Origin of the sequence: Paenibacillus sp. FSL R5-0490 (assembly GCF_001956215.1) — a bacterium.
In the GTDB taxonomy this organism is placed as follows: Bacteria; Bacillota; Bacilli; order Bacillales; family Cytobacillaceae; genus Cytobacillus.
On sequence record NZ_MRTQ01000014.1, the window covers coordinates 105069 to 122132 of the forward strand.

The 17064-nt window shown below is 36.8% G+C and carries 15 protein-coding genes and 1 pseudogene; 13 read left to right on the forward strand and 3 right to left on the reverse strand.

All coding sequences use genetic code 11. The features are described 5' to 3' along the window. Nucleotides 1–14: 14 nt before the first annotated feature. The 10 genes and pseudogenes from BK139_RS24390 (at nucleotide 15) to BK139_RS13325 (ending at nucleotide 10167) form a co-directional block, all read left to right on the forward strand. Nucleotides 15–2921, forward strand: a complete 2907-nt coding sequence (locus BK139_RS24390; RefSeq protein WP_286148757.1) for a recombinase family protein — start codon at nucleotides 15–17, stop codon at nucleotides 2919–2921. A gap of 26 nt (nucleotides 2922–2947) precedes the next feature. Continuing rightward, nucleotides 2948–3334 carry a hypothetical protein gene (locus BK139_RS24395; RefSeq protein WP_286148759.1) on the forward strand — a complete coding sequence of 129 codons (387 nt, stop codon included), beginning with the start codon at nucleotides 2948–2950 and terminating at the stop codon, nucleotides 3332–3334. Between the two features lie 212 nt (nucleotides 3335–3546). Further along, entirely contained in the window at nucleotides 3547–4080 is a 534-nt protein-coding gene (locus BK139_RS13290) for a hypothetical protein (protein WP_076259510.1), read from the forward strand. A 13-nt stretch (nucleotides 4081–4093) separates the two neighbouring features. After that, nucleotides 4094–4777, forward strand: coding sequence for a hypothetical protein (locus tag BK139_RS13295; RefSeq protein WP_076259512.1), 684 nt, complete (start codon nucleotides 4094–4096; stop codon nucleotides 4775–4777). Between the two features lie 13 nt (nucleotides 4778–4790). Then, nucleotides 4791–5906 carry a hypothetical protein gene (locus BK139_RS13300; protein WP_076259514.1) on the forward strand — a complete coding sequence of 372 codons (1116 nt, stop codon included), beginning with the start codon at nucleotides 4791–4793 and terminating at the stop codon, nucleotides 5904–5906. A gap of 230 nt (nucleotides 5907–6136) precedes the next feature. Beyond that, nucleotides 6137–6430 (forward strand): annotated as a pseudogene (locus BK139_RS13305) (ATP-binding protein); the annotation flags it as partial. Nucleotides 6431–6574: 144 nt separating this feature from the next. Then, nucleotides 6575–8119 carry an IS21 family transposase gene (gene istA, locus BK139_RS13310; protein ID WP_139325630.1) on the forward strand — a complete coding sequence of 515 codons (1545 nt, stop codon included), beginning with the start codon at nucleotides 6575–6577 and terminating at the stop codon, nucleotides 8117–8119. Further along, entirely contained in the window at nucleotides 8119–8883 is a 765-nt protein-coding gene (gene istB, locus BK139_RS13315; RefSeq protein WP_076259518.1) for an IS21-like element helper ATPase IstB, read from the forward strand. Before istA ends, istB begins: the two co-directional genes overlap by 1 nt. A 7-nt stretch (nucleotides 8884–8890) precedes the next feature. After that, nucleotides 8891–9190, forward strand: coding sequence for a VOC family protein (locus tag BK139_RS13320; RefSeq protein ID WP_286148762.1), 300 nt, complete (start codon nucleotides 8891–8893; stop codon nucleotides 9188–9190). Nucleotides 9191–9687: 497 nt separating this feature from the next. After that, complete coding sequence (locus BK139_RS13325) at nucleotides 9688–10167, forward strand: PAS domain-containing protein (protein WP_076259522.1); 480 nt, start codon at nucleotides 9688–9690, stop codon at nucleotides 10165–10167. A 358-nt stretch (nucleotides 10168–10525) separates the two neighbouring features. Here the strand turns inward: BK139_RS13325 and BK139_RS13330 are convergent, their stop codons facing one another. Continuing rightward, nucleotides 10526–11680, reverse strand: coding sequence for an ABC transporter permease (locus tag BK139_RS13330; RefSeq protein ID WP_076259524.1), 1155 nt, complete (start codon nucleotides 11678–11680; stop codon nucleotides 10526–10528). Continuing rightward, on the reverse strand, nucleotides 11673–12422 hold the full coding sequence (locus BK139_RS13335; RefSeq protein ID WP_076259525.1) for an ABC transporter ATP-binding protein: 750 nt from the start codon (nucleotides 12420–12422) through the stop codon (nucleotides 11673–11675). The genes BK139_RS13330 and BK139_RS13335 overlap by 8 nt, the downstream gene beginning before the upstream one ends. Before the next feature lie 161 nt (nucleotides 12423–12583). Here BK139_RS13335 and BK139_RS13340 point away from each other — a divergent pair, with 161 nt between their 5' ends. The 3 genes from BK139_RS13340 to BK139_RS13350 all read left to right on the forward strand — a co-directional run bounded on the left by BK139_RS13340 (nucleotide 12584) and on the right by BK139_RS13350 (nucleotide 16148). Next, complete coding sequence (locus BK139_RS13340; RefSeq protein WP_076259527.1) at nucleotides 12584–13282, forward strand: LytR/AlgR family response regulator transcription factor; 699 nt, start codon at nucleotides 12584–12586, stop codon at nucleotides 13280–13282. Between the two features lie 9 nt (nucleotides 13283–13291). Further along, nucleotides 13292–14227, forward strand: coding sequence for a sensor histidine kinase (locus BK139_RS13345; protein ID WP_076259530.1), 936 nt, complete (start codon nucleotides 13292–13294; stop codon nucleotides 14225–14227). A 475-nt stretch (nucleotides 14228–14702) separates the two neighbouring features. Then, nucleotides 14703–16148 carry a DEAD/DEAH box helicase gene (locus BK139_RS13350; protein ID WP_076259532.1) on the forward strand — a complete coding sequence of 482 codons (1446 nt, stop codon included), beginning with the start codon at nucleotides 14703–14705 and terminating at the stop codon, nucleotides 16146–16148. 429 nt (nucleotides 16149–16577) lie between these two features. On the opposite strand, the gene rlmH is transcribed toward BK139_RS13350, so the two are convergent. Beyond that, nucleotides 16578–17057, reverse strand: a complete 480-nt coding sequence (gene rlmH / locus BK139_RS13355) for a 23S rRNA (pseudouridine(1915)-N(3))-methyltransferase RlmH (protein WP_076259535.1) — start codon at nucleotides 17055–17057, stop codon at nucleotides 16578–16580. Nucleotides 17058–17064: the final 7 nt, after the last annotated feature.

The following is a 17064-nucleotide window of genomic DNA, read 5'->3' on the forward strand; positions in this document are numbered from 1 at the left end:
GAGGGGTTTTTGTGTTGGGAAATATAAGTGCTCCTTCGATTTCAGGGAGTAAAGAAAAAGAAATGATTCGTGTTGCAGCCTACTGCCGAACAAGTACTAGTCACGATGAAATGACAAAGTCTCTTGAAAATCAGGTACGGCATTATACAAGATTTATTCGAGAACAAGAGAACTTTAAATTGGTTGGTATCTATTACGACAGAGGAAAATCGGGGTTGACAAAAGAAAAACGACCTGGTTTTCAGAGGCTCTTACGGCATTGTGAAGAACAAAAAATTGATTTAATTCTTACTAAAAGCGTATCGAGGTTTTCAAGGAATTCAAAAGATTTACTTGAAATCGTGGATCACCTTAAGGAACTCGGGATTTCTGTTTATTTTGAACGCGAGAATATTAATACATCTGATTTGAAGAATAAATTCTTCTTAACAGCCATTGCAGCTATCGCTCAAGAAGAGAGTCGAACGATTTCAGAAATAACAAAATGGGGATTTGAAAAAAGGTTCCAAAAGGGAATTCCTCATTTTCAACCACAACTAGGTTATAACGTAATTGAAAATAAAAATGCGTCGGTTGTAACAATTAATGAAGATGAAGCTGCCGTAGTTAGGGAAGTTTTTGAACGGTTTCTAGGAGGAATGGCAAAGGTAGAGATTGCACGGTTAATGATGGAGCGGGGCATAAAGACAGCTAAAGGGAATGATGTTTGGACGGGATCAACTGTTGATAAAATCCTTACCAATCAAAACTACACGGGTGATAAATTAACAAATAAAACGATAGGGAACATTTTTGAGGGTAAATCTACAAGGAATATAGGAACAGAAAAACAATATCTAATTGAAAATAGCCATCCAGCAATTGTTTCTAGAGAAACCTTTCAAAAGGCCCAAGCTAACTTAGAGAAAAATAAAAGGGTAAGTAAACAGCCAGCTAAGCCTCCAAGAAAATTCTCTTTATCCAAAAGAGTTATCTGTGGTTATTGCAATAACAACTTTAATTTCAGGACGCAGAAAGCCTGGTCTTGTAGAAAGAGAATTGTAAGCAAAAAATCTTGTATTTCTGAAGAAGTACCAGAAACAGACCTTTTTGAAATGATGAAAACGGCCATTGAAAGGCGCTATGGTTTTAGCAACATGAAGGATCTGAAAAGGGCACTGGATGATGTTAAACATATGAATAGAAATGACCATTTTGAATATAAACGGCTGATGTACTTTTCGGAGTTGGAGATGCTTCAGGAAGCAGGACAAGCAAAGAATGACTTAACAATTAAAGGAAGGGATGAAATAGAAAAAGAGCTACAGCAATTCGAGGAATGGGCGACCAAAATAGAGGAAGATAGAACATACCGTAATCAAGCTATCGAATGGTTGGAAAAGGTCACGAGTATTGAACGGTTTTTCAAAGAACTTACAATTGATTATTTGAGAGCATGGATTATTAGTATTACGGTCTTTACAAAAGAAGCGTGTATTATTAAATGGTTTGACCAAGAAGAAACAAAAATTGGAGATTGTAGGGTACCTGAGAATGTTCAGAAATTGACCGAATCAATACAACAGCCCACTCCAAAACAGGAATTGTCTGAAGCCCCAAAACAAAAGGGGGTACCAAAATTGAATCAGGCTATTGAAGAGGAAGTTGCAGTTCATGAAACGAATCCAACAACCCTTTTTCATAACGTTAAAAAGGAATTTAATCTTTACGCTAATCAGCTTTATCGACAGGTAGAGAGAAAAAAGGACCAACCTAAAATACGGACAGCTGCTTATGCCAGAATCAGTACAGAAGTACCGCATCAATTAGGCAGTTTGGAAACGCAGATTGCGTACTACACGTATTACATTTTAAAAGACCCCAATCAATCGCTTGTCAAAGTGTACGCTGATAAAGGAGTAAGCGGGACGAATACAGAACATCGAGCAGAATTCCAACGTTTGATCGAGGATTGTAAAAAAGGAAAAATTGACCGTATTATTACCAAGTCAGTTTCAAGGTTTGCAAGAAATACGGTTGATGTCCTTGAGACTGTGCGTATGTTAAAAGCACTGAAGCCACCAGTCGAGGTTGTGTTTCAAAAAGAGAACATACGAACCTTAGATGAAGATGGAGAGGTAATGCTGACGGTTTATAGTGGACTAGCTCAAGAAGAAAGCAGAAGTCTTGCAGAGTCAGTGGCTTGGGGAAAGCGCAGGTTAGCAGAGCGAGGGCAGTTTAAAACAAAGTATGCAAGATATGGATATGAGTACGATGAAGATGAGAACCTGGTAATCAATCCAGAACAGGCTGAGGTGATTCGCCGCATTTATCGTGAGCTTTTAGCAGGAAAAACGACAAATCAAATATGTAATGGATTGACTGAAGACGGCATTGAAACAGCCAGAGGAAGAAAGAAGTGGCATAGTACCTCGATGGATAGCATGATTACTAACCCGATATACTGTGGGGACTTTGTGTATCAGCGATATTACGTAACAGACACATTAGCGGGAAGACAGGCTGAAAACAGAGGTGAACTGCCTCAGTACACAATAAGGGATCACCATCCGGCAATCGTGAGTCGGGAAGATTGGGAAGCGGCTCAACAAATTATGAACAATCGAAGTGAGAATAGAAAAGGAAGTAAAAAAAGGCCTCACGACCGCCAAGAGTTCTTTAACATATTTCATTGCTCAGAATGTGGAGCACCAGTAATTCATGTGAGAAGTTCAAGAGGTGGGGTTCATTATTGGAGGTGCAGAACTGCCGAGAAAAAGTATGTTGAAGAAACATGTGAAGTTCGAGGGTTTAGAGAAATATCAATGGAACATACCTTCATGGCACTTTTACAAGAAATGAAAAATAATGAAGGGTTAAGGATGATATTAGGCAAGCGTTCAAAGACCATGCCCCTGATGACGACGAACGAAAGAGGATAGAACAAGTTAAGGAAGAGATGCAGCAATTGTATTATCAGCTCTACGATACGGTAGAGGAAGGTGAAAAACATGGTGGCGATCCAAGCCAAATAAAAGCTATAACGGACCAAATTGTTGAGTTGCAAAATCAGATTTATGAATTTGAGGACAGAGTACAAAAGGGTCATGAAGCAAAAAAAGACCTAGCATGGTTTCTAGAGGAATTAGAAGGCATTCAGGATTTCAAGCCAGATAAGGAGCGGATTGACTTCCGGCCAGATATTTTCAGCCGAATTGTTGAAAAGGGAGTCATTCATCCAGACGGAAGGATTGTCTACGATTTGAAATTTGGCATGCAGCTGACCGCTACTGGTAATGAAAAGATGGCCTGGCGGTTGAGGAAGAAAGGAAAGCCTCGTAAGAAGAAAAAGTGAATAAAGGTAAAAAAAACGCAACCCACTGAGTTAGCGTATGGATTGACCATATTGCTAATTGGTGGGTTATTTTTATGTTTGTAAAATGGACTTATAGGGACTAAGGCTTATTCATCAAGTAAAGTTTTTTTGAAAAAAGTTAAAAATCTCGAAATAAAAACCGGGTTTAGTATATAATAAGTAATAAAAGGTAAATGAGGGAGGGGAGTAAAGTGCAAACTTATGTCGTTTATCTATATGAAAAAGTTTCCAATATCCATTTGGAATTAAATAAATATAGTGAAGGTCTATTTACATTTGATCCCCTCCCTGTGGTAGGTATTATATCTAATAATTCAATCGACGTACCAAATAGAAAATCAATTGTTGAAAGTCTTAATTTAAAGCCGTTTGAAATAATACAAAACCACTTTGATTTATTTATAAGAAAATCAAAACAGTTAAATGTTACTATAAAACAAATCCAATTCACTAATGAAATTGAATTCGATTTGGAAGAAGAAATTGATGAAGCAATTGAACTGAAGGATTATGAGGTTCTTTTTAAATTAATTAAAGAAGTAAGAGATGATCATGTTGATATTTTTTCTATAACGTTCCTATACGATGGGAAAAGTTATAGAATGACAAAACACGCTGTAGCTGAGGTTCTAGGTGAATCAAATGATGTACCGGATATCATAGTGAAATCTCCACTTTCACTTATAGCAGGTTTGAAAAAATTCCCTTCCTCTGAATATATGTAAAGGAGGGGCTTTTTTGTTGAAACAGTTCTTTTTGATGCAAACAGTTCAATTCATTGCTCTGTACTTTATTTTTAGGTTCTGGAGTGATTCAACTTGGTATCAAAATAAGGAGAAAGAAATATTATTTGTAGTTGTTACATATCTTTTCTCTTTGATGCTTGGTTGGTTTACTTGGATTCTAAGGCCCATTAAGATTGAGGTTAAACAGACAAATCAATTGGGAAGCGGTATTGACCAAACCCTAATAGTTCAAGTTAATGGAGAGTCTAAGACTGATCAAAATTTAAAAACAGTTAAGCTAGAATTGGTAATTAATAGAAAGATAAGTATTTGGTGGTGGCTATTAATGTTGAGGCTTAAGAAGCAAGATGTTCAATTAGTAGTAGCCCCGGTACCACATGGTATGCTTTTACAAGCCCATGACAGGTTCCAAATAAGTGAGGTAACATCTACTGAGAACGGTTTTAATATTGACCTATCAGATTTTTTAATTCAGCTACGCAATCAGATTGGAAAATTATCAATTGAAAAAACTTATCTTTATTCAGTGACTGAACATGAAGATATCACGATTCCATCAAACATGTCTTCAGTTGTTCAGCCAATGTTAACGGTTAATGGAAAGCCAATAAAATTATTACATTTATTAATTGATTTTGATACAAATCAACATGAGATAAAGTTTTTCAAAAAATAGAAGGTGTGATCTAGTGGTTAAAAAGAAAAGAATTAAGGAATGGAGATTGTCCGTTTGGGAATTGGACAAGGACTTGACACTTGAAGAAGTCACTAAGAACTTGCAATTAAAATACAATTTGCCAATAGATTACCTTAAGGATAGAAAGGACCTAAACGAAACTGAGAAAACACTGCAAAATGGGTGGCACCCAGGCAATGGAGAGGATAGCTTTAATATAAAGGAAATTTCGATTGCCAATAACAAAATAAGATACATTCATGCTATCGGGTATTATGAAAAAGCAGAATCTAAAAATAAAGCGGTAATAAAAAGTGAAGGCACTAAGGACATTATAATACCTAGACATTTAAGGGTTTTTAATCGTTCTTGTGAGGCAGTGTTTTTTGAATTAAGCGGTAAAGTTTATACGGTTATTGAGGTTTCTCCAAGTGAAGCAGGTAGGGTACGCTCCGTTCTGTTTGGACAAGGTAGAAAGGAAAACAAAAAAGAAGAATGGCTGAAAGTGAACTATAAGGATGTAAAACAGTTCAAATTCGATAGCAAGTTCTTTTACTGGTTACTTTCAAAAGTCGGAAATGAATTCGAATATGAAGATAAAAAAGACTATAAATTAAACCTTTATGATGTTTCGGCGGTAGCACATTCTACTGATCAAGAAGAGTATGATAGTACAAGCATCGGAACAAATATTTTAGGTTCCTTGCCAGCGTTGTCTGGACTGGGAAGTAACCAGAGCGTTTATGAGGCAGGTTTTACCTTTAAACTGCCTAAGCTATCATTAACCCTGAAAATTTCAGAAAATGCAGAGTGCTTTATAAACCTGGACAATTCAAGCGCGACGAATGATAAAGGTGAATCAGTATCGGTAAAAGATGATACTGAGTATGTACGTAGTATATTAACTATTTATGCAATTTTGCTTATAACCTTAAAGAAAGCATATAATAGTGAAATTTCTGGTGGATCGTGGACAACAAGTGAAGAGGAATCCCAAAGAAAGAAATGGGGATTGTTTGTAATAAATGAATTATGTGAAGAAAATAATATTACCCTGGAAGATATCAAGGAACTATTCAAAAAGCAAGAAGAATCTAAAAAAAGGCTAGGAAAGTTTGCTGTGAAGTAGGGAATGCTTTTGTTCCCTTATACAATTGTCTTAGCACAATATATAATAGAAGAAACTTATTGCTCATCACCTTTAAGCGGTGGTGAGCTTTTTGTTTGCCTTCATTTATAAATACATCTATAACGCATAGTATCTATTTTTGCAAAAACATCATTATATAAAGATAAAAAAGATGCTTTAGATACAATATATAGTGTTTTGTGGTAGTTTTTAAATCAATATATAGTTTTTTATCTTTATCGAATCATGGGGTGCTGTTTCTAGATGAAATAGCGGAGTTCACAAAGAAAACACTTGATATGCTCCGTCAGCCCTTAGAGAGTGGCAAAGTAAGCATTAGCCGTACACAGGCAACCGTAACATATCCAGCCTCTTTTATTCTGATAGGTGCTATGAACCCTTGTCCGTGCGGTTATGCCGGCTCGAATTCCCACTACTGCACCTGTACATCCAAACAAATTATTGCCTATCAAAATAAGCTGTCAGGTCCATTAAGAGACCGATTTGATATTAATTTATCATTGCTGCCTGTCCATTGTAAACGCTAGAATAAAGTTGACAGTTTTCGCTTGATTAGATTTTACACTTTTGCTCTATCAGCCTAAAACTTTAGTAAAATAGTTTGTGATGTTATTTTACTGGAGGTTAGGATTTTGGAGGAGAAATTAGTGTTGTATGTAAAGATTCAGGAATTACACAAACGGAAATTTAAAGTAGCACAAATAGCCAAGGAGCTTAAGATTTCAAGGCCAACTGTCTATAAATATTTAGATATGACATTGGAGGAAGCAAAAGCTTACACTGAACGCCCACATGGGAGGCAAAAGAAATTAGATAGCCATAAAGACTGGATACTTGCTTGGTTAGAAGAATACCCGCACCTGAGCGGTGCACAAATTCATGATTGGCTCCTTGAAAGATACCCCGATCTGATAGTCGGGGGAAGTACGGTGAGATCTTATGTAAAAGAAGTCAGGGAAATTTATCAGATTGAGAAGAAAGTAATTGTTCGTCAATACGAAGCTGTTCCCGAACAACCGATGGGCAAACAACTTCAGGTAGATTGGGGTGAAACAAAGCAGAAGACTACTGACAACAAAGAGATTAAGCTGTACTTCATTGCGTTTGTCATGGCTCATTCAAGGTACAAATACATGGAGTGGCAGACACGTCCTTTCACTACTAGAGACGCAATCCGGTGTCATGAAAATGCTTTTCAATTTTATGGAGGACGCACCGAAGAAATCGTATATGATCAGGATCATCTAATCACAGTCAGCGAGAATGCAGGCCAGCTGCTTTTAACAGCTGAGTTTCAAAGTTATGTGAATGAACGTAAGTTTAAAATTCACCTATGCAGAAGAGCTGACCCGGAATCTAAGGGCATGATTGAAAATGTGGTGAAGTACATAAAAGGTAATTTCGCAGACAGTCGAGTGTTTAGCGACATAGGGGATTGGAATCATCGGGCATTACAATGGCTCCAGCGAACTGGGAACCATCAGGTTCATCAAACAATGAAAAAAAGACCAGCAGAAGTGTTTCTCCTCGAAAAGCAACACTTACAGCCAGTCTCTTCATTACTTTCATATGAAAGTACCAATAATCAAAGTATAACAAGAAGTGTAAGTAAGGACAACACAATCCGTTATAAGTCAAACCGTTATTCCGTTCCACTTGGGACTTATCAAACAAATTCTGAAAATCTTGTTTTGATTGAAGTTAAAGGTAGAGAACAACAGACGCTCGTGATTCGAAAACAAGCAGAAGGTGAAATCATCGCCGAGCATGACATCAGTGTAGAGAAAGGAAAGCTAATTCAAAATCGCAATCATACACGTGATCGATCAAAAGGAATTGAAGAGTTTAAACAACGTTTGATTTCCTCTTTTGAAGATCAGAAACAGGCAGCTGCATATTTTGATAAGATCAGTAAAGAATACCCAAGATATCGACGGGATCAGTTCGCAATCATTCAGCAGGTGGTTCAAAAATATCCAGCGTTTATTGACTCGGTTATGACCAAGTGTATGACAGAAAAATTGGTTAGTGCCAACGATTTTCGTGACATTGCACATCACCTGTATACATCAAATCAACAGCCAGTACAGGAGATAGAATCCCTTTCTGCCAAGCCAGCAAAACATTCTAGTATCAAGGCTTCTACTCGATCCCTAAATACGTATACTAGCATTTTAGGGGGGCGAGCATAATGCATAAAACAGTGAATGAACTGCAGGATCAATTTCGTCAGTTACGATTAGCAGAAACCGCGGAGGAGCTACCACAGCTTCTTCGCGAAGCCGAAAAAGCTTCATGGACATACTTGGAGTTTTTGGAGTCTATTACGCGGTATGAATTAGCAAAACGTGAAGCGAAAAGTCTAGAAAAAAGAATGAAATGGGCACGTTTCCCTTTCGTGAAGTCATTAGATGAATTTGAACTAAAAGACCAAAACGTTCTGACTGCCCGTCAGTTAACCCAACTTAGAGAGTTAAGTTGGCTAGAGCAGCAGTACAACTTAATACTATTAGGCCCACCCGGTATTGGTAAAACGTATATCGCAGTTGGATTGGGGCTCGAAGCCGTTCACAGAGGATTCCATGTTTACTTCGTCACGATGGGTGAACTTATTCAACTCTTAAAAACGGAAGAATATCTGAACAAATCAAAGGTACAACTTAAACGGATCAGAAGTTCTGACCTAGTAATTATCGATGATTTGATGTATATGGCGATGGATCAGAGAGAGGCGAACCTATTCTTCCATTTAATTAACCATTTATACGAACGAAGTTCGATTATTCTGACCTCAAATAAAAGTCCGGATGAATGGGGCAATTTAATTGGGGATCAAGGCATTATGACGGCAATTTTGGATAGATTACTTCATCGTGTGGAAGTCATTCACGGTAGAGAAGATGAGGAAAGTCATCGTATGAGAAATCGGAAAAGCATATTTTCAGCCGAAGTGTAAAAAGGAAATGAGCAAAAAGTGTAAAATTCGACTTGACGTCTACAATAGTATGGCATTCTTTGAATGCAATGGCTTACGGCTAATGTTATCACTACCTGAAAAAGATGAATTCGCCCATTCAAGTTCAGTTATTTATTTTCAAGTAACTAATATTAAAGATACTTATGAGCGATTAGTAATTAAAGAAGTTATCTTTATCGATGAACCACATGTTGTAGCGAAAATGGGACAAACAGAAACATGGATGGCATTTTTTAAAGATACAGAAGATAATACTCATGCATTAATGAGTGAAGTACAAGAATAAGTAAACCAAAAGGAGACCGTCTCAATAACCAACGGTCTCCTTCAATTTTAATTAGCCTTTTTTGAAGTAATGGCGCCTGACCCCCGACACTTTAAAGCGATAGTATAGTTGAGGTCAAGCACCTGTATCCGGATGTAAAAGAGATAATAGAACAGAAGATTGAAAAGAACGGGCAGAAATATCCTGTTAGGAATATTTAATAATATTGAGTAGCGTGGGAACCGTCCCCGCGCTTCCTCTAACGGGGTCATACCTGAAAAACGTTCATCCTTCACCCAGCTTGGTTATTTTTTAATATGCAATTGGCCAGTCCCTCAAATACAGGGAATGATTTAAAATAAATTTTGTGAGATAAATCACAATGCACGATAATGATTAATGCTACCATTATTAATGAGGTTAGATAATAATCACCTAAAAAAGACGATTTTTCCTCTTTATTATTTGTACTATTGTATTTTTTTCATAAAGAGGGATCGCATAAAGGAGAGTTAGAAATGTCAGTAGATAAATTGTCAGAATTAATTAGTCCTGAAGCTGTCATTAACTTTGAAACTGGTGCAATTAAAGCAAGCACTTTGGATTCAATTATCAATCTCTTACCATTTGAAATGGGTTTTTGCGACGCTAACGATATTTTCCGGTGGTATTCTAATAATCCAGACCGCGTTCATGGTCGCCGTAAAGAAGCAATTGGTCGCCATGTGCTTGAGCTTCACCCAAAAGTGGCTCATCACGTTGAAAAGCTGTTGAATGATTTCCGTTCAGGAGCACGCGATGAATGGGAATTTTGGTTTCCAAAACGCTCCGGCGTAGAGACTGGACAGATCTACCAAAAATTCATGGCGGTACGTGATGAAAATGGAAAATACCTTGGCTGTATGGATGTAACCGTTAATTTGGACATTTTCACAGGAAAAGAAGGTAAAAATACCCCTGAAACTATTGAAGAATTTATAGCTGTTAAGCCTGAATAAAAATATCTTTTCAATTTGAAAGGCCGCTGAAAAACACACTGGATTCCCTAATTCAATGTGTTTTTCTTTGTATAGGGTCTTCCAAATCTTTGACTCTTTGAAGTGTTAAGTTATTGTCGTAAACACTACTCAAAGACAAAATTAAGAATATAGTTATAAATTATCCTATAAACGAGTTCTTCGAAAAAACCGCATCTATTTATGATACGGTTCTTCGTAATATGGCTAGGTGCAGTCTAATCTTCGATCGAATCATCTAAAACAAAAAGTAGAATAGCTGTAATTTCAATAGAAAAAATGAAGTTAATAAAAAATAAATCCCTTGCATGTAACCACAAGGGATTTGGTATTATTTATTTTATGATAACACCCATTTATCTTTCGCAAATAAAATACGACCTACTGCTAGAATTACTAACGCTAACACTATGTTAACTCCAAGTGTAAGAAACACATGCTCGATATCTATGATTCCAACAAATAATTCTTTAAAAGTTGCAAAGACATTTAAGATTGGTAATAAAAAATGTGTAGTAGTTAATTCATTTAGCCCGACACTTGTGATGAATAAGGCTGGTAAAATTCCAACCATAATTATGGGTGTTCCGTAGCTTTGTGCTTCCTTTACCGTCTTACCAAAAACACTTGTCAGCAATAGCGCTGAAGCCATCAATGCAGCGAAACTAATGATAATTAAAAGAGCGACCGTACCAATTAACCAAACACTTCCTTCCATTGTTAAGCCGGCTTTTAACTGTTCTGTAAAGAAGTAGATTTCAATAAATACAATTCCTAACGTTAAAATGCCTGTAATCGTAGCGAGAATAACGAGTGTTAACCATTTGCCTAATAAAAATGAACTGCGATTTACAGGTGTCATTAATAAAGCTTCCATCGTACGGCGTTCTTTTTCACCTGCAATAAAATCTGCTGCTGAAGATGAAATACCTACACCTACTGCAATAACTAGCATCATTGGAATAAGGAAGCTCATCATTTGTACAGATTGATCACCTTCGATTACTTGTACTTTATTAACTGTAAAAGGTGTTAAAATTGATATCTCGATATTTTGTTCTCCTAAACGTTCTGAAACAATTGTCTGACTGTATTGAGTTAATGCCATTTCTATTTCTGACATCGCTATAAAGCTATTTTCACTATATTCATCGCCTAAAATTTGAATCGTTGGCATATTCCCCGAAGCGATTTGCTGTTCGAAATCGTCAGAAAGAACAAGTCCAGCTACTGCTTCACCTTCTTTAATGGCAGCTTCAACATCATCAACAGCACGAAGTTGTAAATTTTCTTCTCCATCAAGTAATACTTTCACAAAATCAAGGTGCTCTTTTTCTGTCACGATATGAAGTTGGATTTCCTCGTCCGGTGCCATCATTTTTTCATAGAAAAATACTAATGCTGACATTAAAATTATTGGTAAAAATACAGTTAAAAGTAATGTGCGTTGATCTCGAAATGTATCCTTTAACTCTTTTTTGAATATATTAAGCATCTTCATCTCCTCCACGTACTAATTTACTCATGAAAATATAGTTTAAATCGCTTGAGCCTTCTTCTACATAAAGTTGTTCAAGAGTGCCATCATAGACAAGCTCACCTTTATGAATCATTGCTACTCGGTCACATAGCATCGTTACTTCCTCTACAATATGACTAGAGAATATAATGGTTTTCCCTTCACGTTTCAGTTGGTGCACAAGCTGACGGAAAGTATTAGATGATGTAATATCTAGTCCTGTCGTTGGTTCATCAAAGAGTACAATATCTGGATCATGTAATAATGTTCTTGCAATGGCCACTTTTTGACGCATACCTTTTGAAAAGCCTCCAATTTTGCGATCTAAATAGTCTCGCATACCAAACATTTTCGCTAATTTTTCAATACGTACTTTTGTTTCATGCTTACCTAAGCCATAGAGTGAACCAAAATACTCTAAGTTTTCACGTGTTGTTAGTCGCTCATAAAGTCCTGTTTCACTACCAAACAGCACGCCGATACGTTTTTTCACTTCATCAGATTGCTTTACGGTATGATAACCTGCTACTTCAACGCTGCCTGAAGACGGTTCAATTAGAGTAGCGATTGTTCGTAGTAAGGTTGTTTTCCCAGCACCGTTTTCACCTAGGAGCCCAAGTACCTCACCCTCATGAACTTCTAAAGAAACTTGCTTTAAGGCAGTTATATATTGTTTCTTATTTTGAAATTGTTTTGTTACTTCTGTAATTTCAATCATGTCCGTCACCTCGTTTATTTGATGTCTTCATCGTACAAACAAATACAAGAGGTGTCTGCTATGTTGTCGCAAAAATGCCTTATTATGTCGTGAAAAGGGGGAATTAATTGTAGAACTGTCAAAAATTACGTATAGTGTATATTTATTACGAGGTGTATAACATGAGAGTAGGATTAGTAGATGACCGAGCGATTGATTTAGATAAATTAAAAGCAATTATAGAGCCAATCGAAGAAATTAATATTGTATTTGCTACTACAAGTGCACAGCAAGCCTATGAGGAAATAAAAAAGCAATCAATTGATTTACTTATTGCGGATATAGAAATGCCAGAATTATCGGGTTACGAATTAGCTGATATTATATATACACACGCCTTACAAATTATGGTTATCTTTGTAACAGGCAATAGTGGGTACGCTGTTCATGCTTTTGAATTGAACGTTCATGATTACATAATGAAGCCCTATACGAAAGAACGACTTGTATCTTCTGTTGAAAGATTGTTAGCGAAGCAACAAAAAGCCGAGTTATCGGGCCGGATTTTTATTAAGCAAAAATCTGATATTCATATCGTACAAAAAAAGGACATTATATTTATTGAACGTTCAGGTCGTGCTACAACGATCTATACAAAAAATGGTCCTGTAAAAACCTATCAAACCTTAAATGAATTAGAGGGAGAGCTAAGGGACCGTTTGTTTATAAGGGCTCATCGCTCATTTATTATAAATATTCAATACATATTAAATTTTTCGTTATACGCGAAGAATTCCTATTTAGTGTCCTTTGAAGGAATTGAAGAAAAAGCAGTTATTACAAAGGAAAACTTAGATATTATACAAAAAAATTACTTTTGAGGTGGCAATATGAAGCATAAACTATATTTTTTCATCATTTGTTGTACCCATTTTGCCCTCGCAACAGTAGACTATTTTTCCTTCTATATTAGCATTCCAATAAGCATCATATTAGCATTAGCAGCTATGAAAAGATTTACGTTAAAGCTTGATTGGAGTGTAATAATTCATTTATGTATGTATGGGGTCTATGTATTAAATGGTAAGAGTGTACAAAATCTACTCTTACTTTTTGGCGCATTGCTTGTGGTTATTTATAGTTCACAAAAGCAGAAAGCGCTATTTAAGACTTCAACATTACAGTTAGAAGTAAATGAAAAGCTAGTAGAATTTAATCGTACATTTCAAGAGGTACGTAAAGAACGTCACGATTACTTAAAGCATGTATCAGCAATTGCTTATTTACTGGAAAAAGATGAGGTTGATGAAGCGAAAACCTATATGCAAGGGTTAGTAAAGCGATATGAACAGACGAACTTGTCGATAAAGGGAGAGCAGGGGGCAGTAGCAGCAGTATTATATACGAATTACGAAAAGGCACGAAGCCACAATATTGCTATTAATTATTTGCTTGAAATACCTGTATCAAATTTATCACTTCCATCTGATGAAATCGTTCGGCTAATAGGCAATATATTAGAAAATGCGATTGATGCAAGCATTGAATGGCAAACGAAGTATAACAAACAAGCTTTTATTGAATTAAGCCTTCGTAAAAAAAGCGGTCTATATATATTAACTTGTTCAAACAATACGATCCCCTTGCTGAAAGAAATTGCTGACCAATTGTTTGCCAAGACTGGTGTTACAACAAAACCAAATCATAATGGTTTAGGTACTTCAATTATTCGGCAAATTATAGAGCAGCATAACGGATATTTAGAATTTATAGCAGAGAAGCAAACATTTACAATAACGTGTAAAATCCCTAATTTCGTTTCATAAAAAAAAGCTTTAATAATCTACACCTAATGATTGTCTCACGAGATGCAGATTATTGAAGCTTTGATTTATTTAATGCTTCATATACTTCTTCAAAGTTCAATTTCTCCATGTTCAAATCTCTAGTCAATAATCAAAAAAAAGCTTCAATATAATAATTGAAACGGCTTTGAAACCGCACTTGCTTATGATATGGTTCTCCGTAAAATATCTAAATGAGGTTTTTTGGCTTACCTAATAGAACTGAGTTATTTTTTAATATTATTGTAAAAAGAAGCATTGTATTGTTCATTATCTTTTCCCTCAAGTTATCTAAGATCAATAACGCATCCTTATCTGTTACTTTTTAAGATTTAAAATAAAAGCCGTTTTGTTCCGCACTTTTCAAGTATAATGAACCATATTCAGATAATGCATATAATAATTCTTGGAGAGAATTCTATCCATATGACGAAAAAACAAAAAACGAGGTTTAAAAATGAGTAATAGAAGTTTTGAGGACTATCATGTAAGTGAAGAAATAAAAAGAGCACTAGCTGTGTTAAAATACGAAACTCCAACAGAAGTTCAAAGAGAAGTCATACCATTAGCAATGAAAAATCAAGATCTTGTCGTAAAAGCCCAAACTGGAAGTGGAAAGACTGCCTCCTTTGGTATTCCTGTTTCGGATATGATTGAATGGGAAGAAAAAAAACCACAGGCCTTAATTCTTACGCCAACTAGGGAGCTTGCGGTTCAAGTCCGCGAAGATATTACGAATATCGGAAGGTTTAAACGCATTAAAGCAGTGGCCGTCTATGGAAAAGAACCTTTTTCAAAACAAAAGGATGAATTGAAACAAAAAACTCATATAGTCGTTGGTACCCCTGGACGAGTCATGGACCATATTGAACGAGGAACCTTAGTTTTGAATCAAATAAAGTATCTTATCATAGATGAAGCTGATGAGATGCTTAATAGAGGTTTCATCGATGAAGTGGAAGCGATCATCAAAGAGCTGCCTTCAAACCGAGTAACAATGGTTTTTTCTGCAACTCTGCCTAAAGATGTTGAAAGTCTTTGCCATAAATATATGAAAGATCCTATTCAGATTGAGATTGAATCGACCAGGGTGACAGCCGATACCATTGAACATTCTTTAATTGAAGTGAGAGAAGAAGAAAAGATCTCACTCCTTAAAGACGTCACGGTTGTAGAAAACCCAGACAGCTGCCTGATTTTCTGCCGAACCAAAGAACACGTCGATACTGTGTATAGCGAACTAGATAGAGCAGGATATCCTTGTGAGAGACTCCATGGGGGTTTAGAACAAGAAGACCGGTTCTCTGTTATGGAAGGTTTCAAACTGGGGAACTTCCGCTATCTCGTGGCCACTGATGTAGCTGCAAGAGGTATTGATATTGATAATGTGACACTTGTCATCAACTATGACGTTCCCATGGAAAAAGAGAGCTATGTACACCGAACCGGAAGAACAGGCCGTGCTGGAAAGAAAGGAAAGGCCATTACGTTTTCGACACCTTTTGAAGGAAAATTCATTAAAGCCATTGAAAGGTACATCGGCTTTGAGCTACCTGCTAAAGAAGGCCCCAGCCATCTGGAAGTGGCTGGTGGAAAAGCTGCTTTCGAAGAAAAACTTAGCGGCAGGCGAATTGTAAGAAATAATAAAACAGCCCGAATCAATCAAGATATTATGAAACTCCATTTCAACGGTGGTAAAAAGAAGAAAATTCGTGCTTTAGATTTTGTTGGAACGATTGCAAAAATTCCTGGAATCACAGCAGAGGATATCGGCATTATAACCATCCAGGATCATATGTCATATGTTGATATTCTGAATGGAAAAGGCTCACTAGTTTTAGAAGCCATGGAGAATGCGACTATCAAAGGAAAGAAGTTAAAAGTGAGTAAAGCCATTAAATAAAAAAGCACAAGCACCCGTTTAGCCCCGAAAGGCAAATGTTCCAAAGAAAAAAAGGGTGGTCTTTCCCTTTAATTCTCTTTGGGTTATTTGATCCCGAGGGTCCGTTCCAGTTGGTACGGACCCTCGGGCGCTTCCGCTGGAATCATTTAAAAGCGCAAGCGACCCGCTTAGTTGCGTACGGACAGTACACTAGCCGTTGTAGCGCTGGAGCCGGATTCAGAACCGCCTCCTAATTTCCGAACCACAAATTTTTATACTTTTTAAAACCTTAAATCCCCCTCACTTTAATAAGTGAGGGGGATACTTGCTTCCATTAGGATTTTAATTCAACAGAAACCAAAGATTCTAATGACATTACACTATTTATGACAAGCCCATCACTGGCAGGTTTAATTAAATTCCTATACGGCCACTTTTAATAAACCTCATTTACTTATGATACGGTTCACCCCGATTAATCCGAAAAGCCCTATAAACCTGCTCCAGCAAGATCAGCTTCATCAACTGATGCGGAAAAGTCATTTTCGAAAAAGACAGCTTATCATCCGCACGCTGCAAAACCTCTTGGCTCAATCCAAGAGACCCGCCAATGACAAATGCAATCTTGCTCTTCCCATAAGTAGCCAGTTTATCAAGAGTATCCGCAAGCTCTTCCGAAGATTTCATCTTCCCTTCAATTGCCAAAGCAATAACATGGGCATCCGGATGGATTTTCGCCAGGATCCGCTCGCCCTCTTTTTGCTTGACCTGCATCATTTCCGTTTCGCTTAGTTCTTCAGGGGCTTTTTCGTCGGGAACTTCGATGATGTCCATTTTGGAGTAGGCCGACAGTCTTTTCAGGTATTCGTCAATTCCTTGCTTCAGGTACTTTTCTTTTAGCTTTCCAACCGTAATAATTGAGATATTCACAGCATGT

Bases quoted from the DNA above. Each gene is read 5' to 3' on its own strand.
- BK139_RS13325 (WP_076259522.1), top strand. From the start codon at position 9,688: ATGTCAGTAGATAAATTGTCAGAATTAATTAGTCCTGAAGCTGTCATT.
- BK139_RS13340 (WP_076259527.1), top strand. From the start codon at position 12,584: ATGAGAGTAGGATTAGTAGATGACCGAGCGATTGATTTAGATAAATTA.
- BK139_RS13350 (WP_076259532.1), top strand. From the start codon at position 14,703: ATGAGTAATAGAAGTTTTGAGGACTATCATGTAAGTGAAGAAATAAAA.
- istB (WP_076259518.1), top strand. From the start codon at position 8,119: ATGCATAAAACAGTGAATGAACTGCAGGATCAATTTCGTCAGTTACGA.
- BK139_RS13345 (WP_076259530.1), top strand. From the start codon at position 13,292: ATGAAGCATAAACTATATTTTTTCATCATTTGTTGTACCCATTTTGCC.
- BK139_RS13330 (WP_076259524.1), bottom strand. From the start codon at position 11,680: ATGCTTAATATATTCAAAAAAGAGTTAAAGGATACATTTCGAGATCAA.
- BK139_RS13320 (WP_286148762.1), top strand. From the start codon at position 8,891: ATGAGCAAAAAGTGTAAAATTCGACTTGACGTCTACAATAGTATGGCA.
- BK139_RS13335 (WP_076259525.1), bottom strand. From the start codon at position 12,422: ATGATTGAAATTACAGAAGTAACAAAACAATTTCAAAATAAGAAACAA.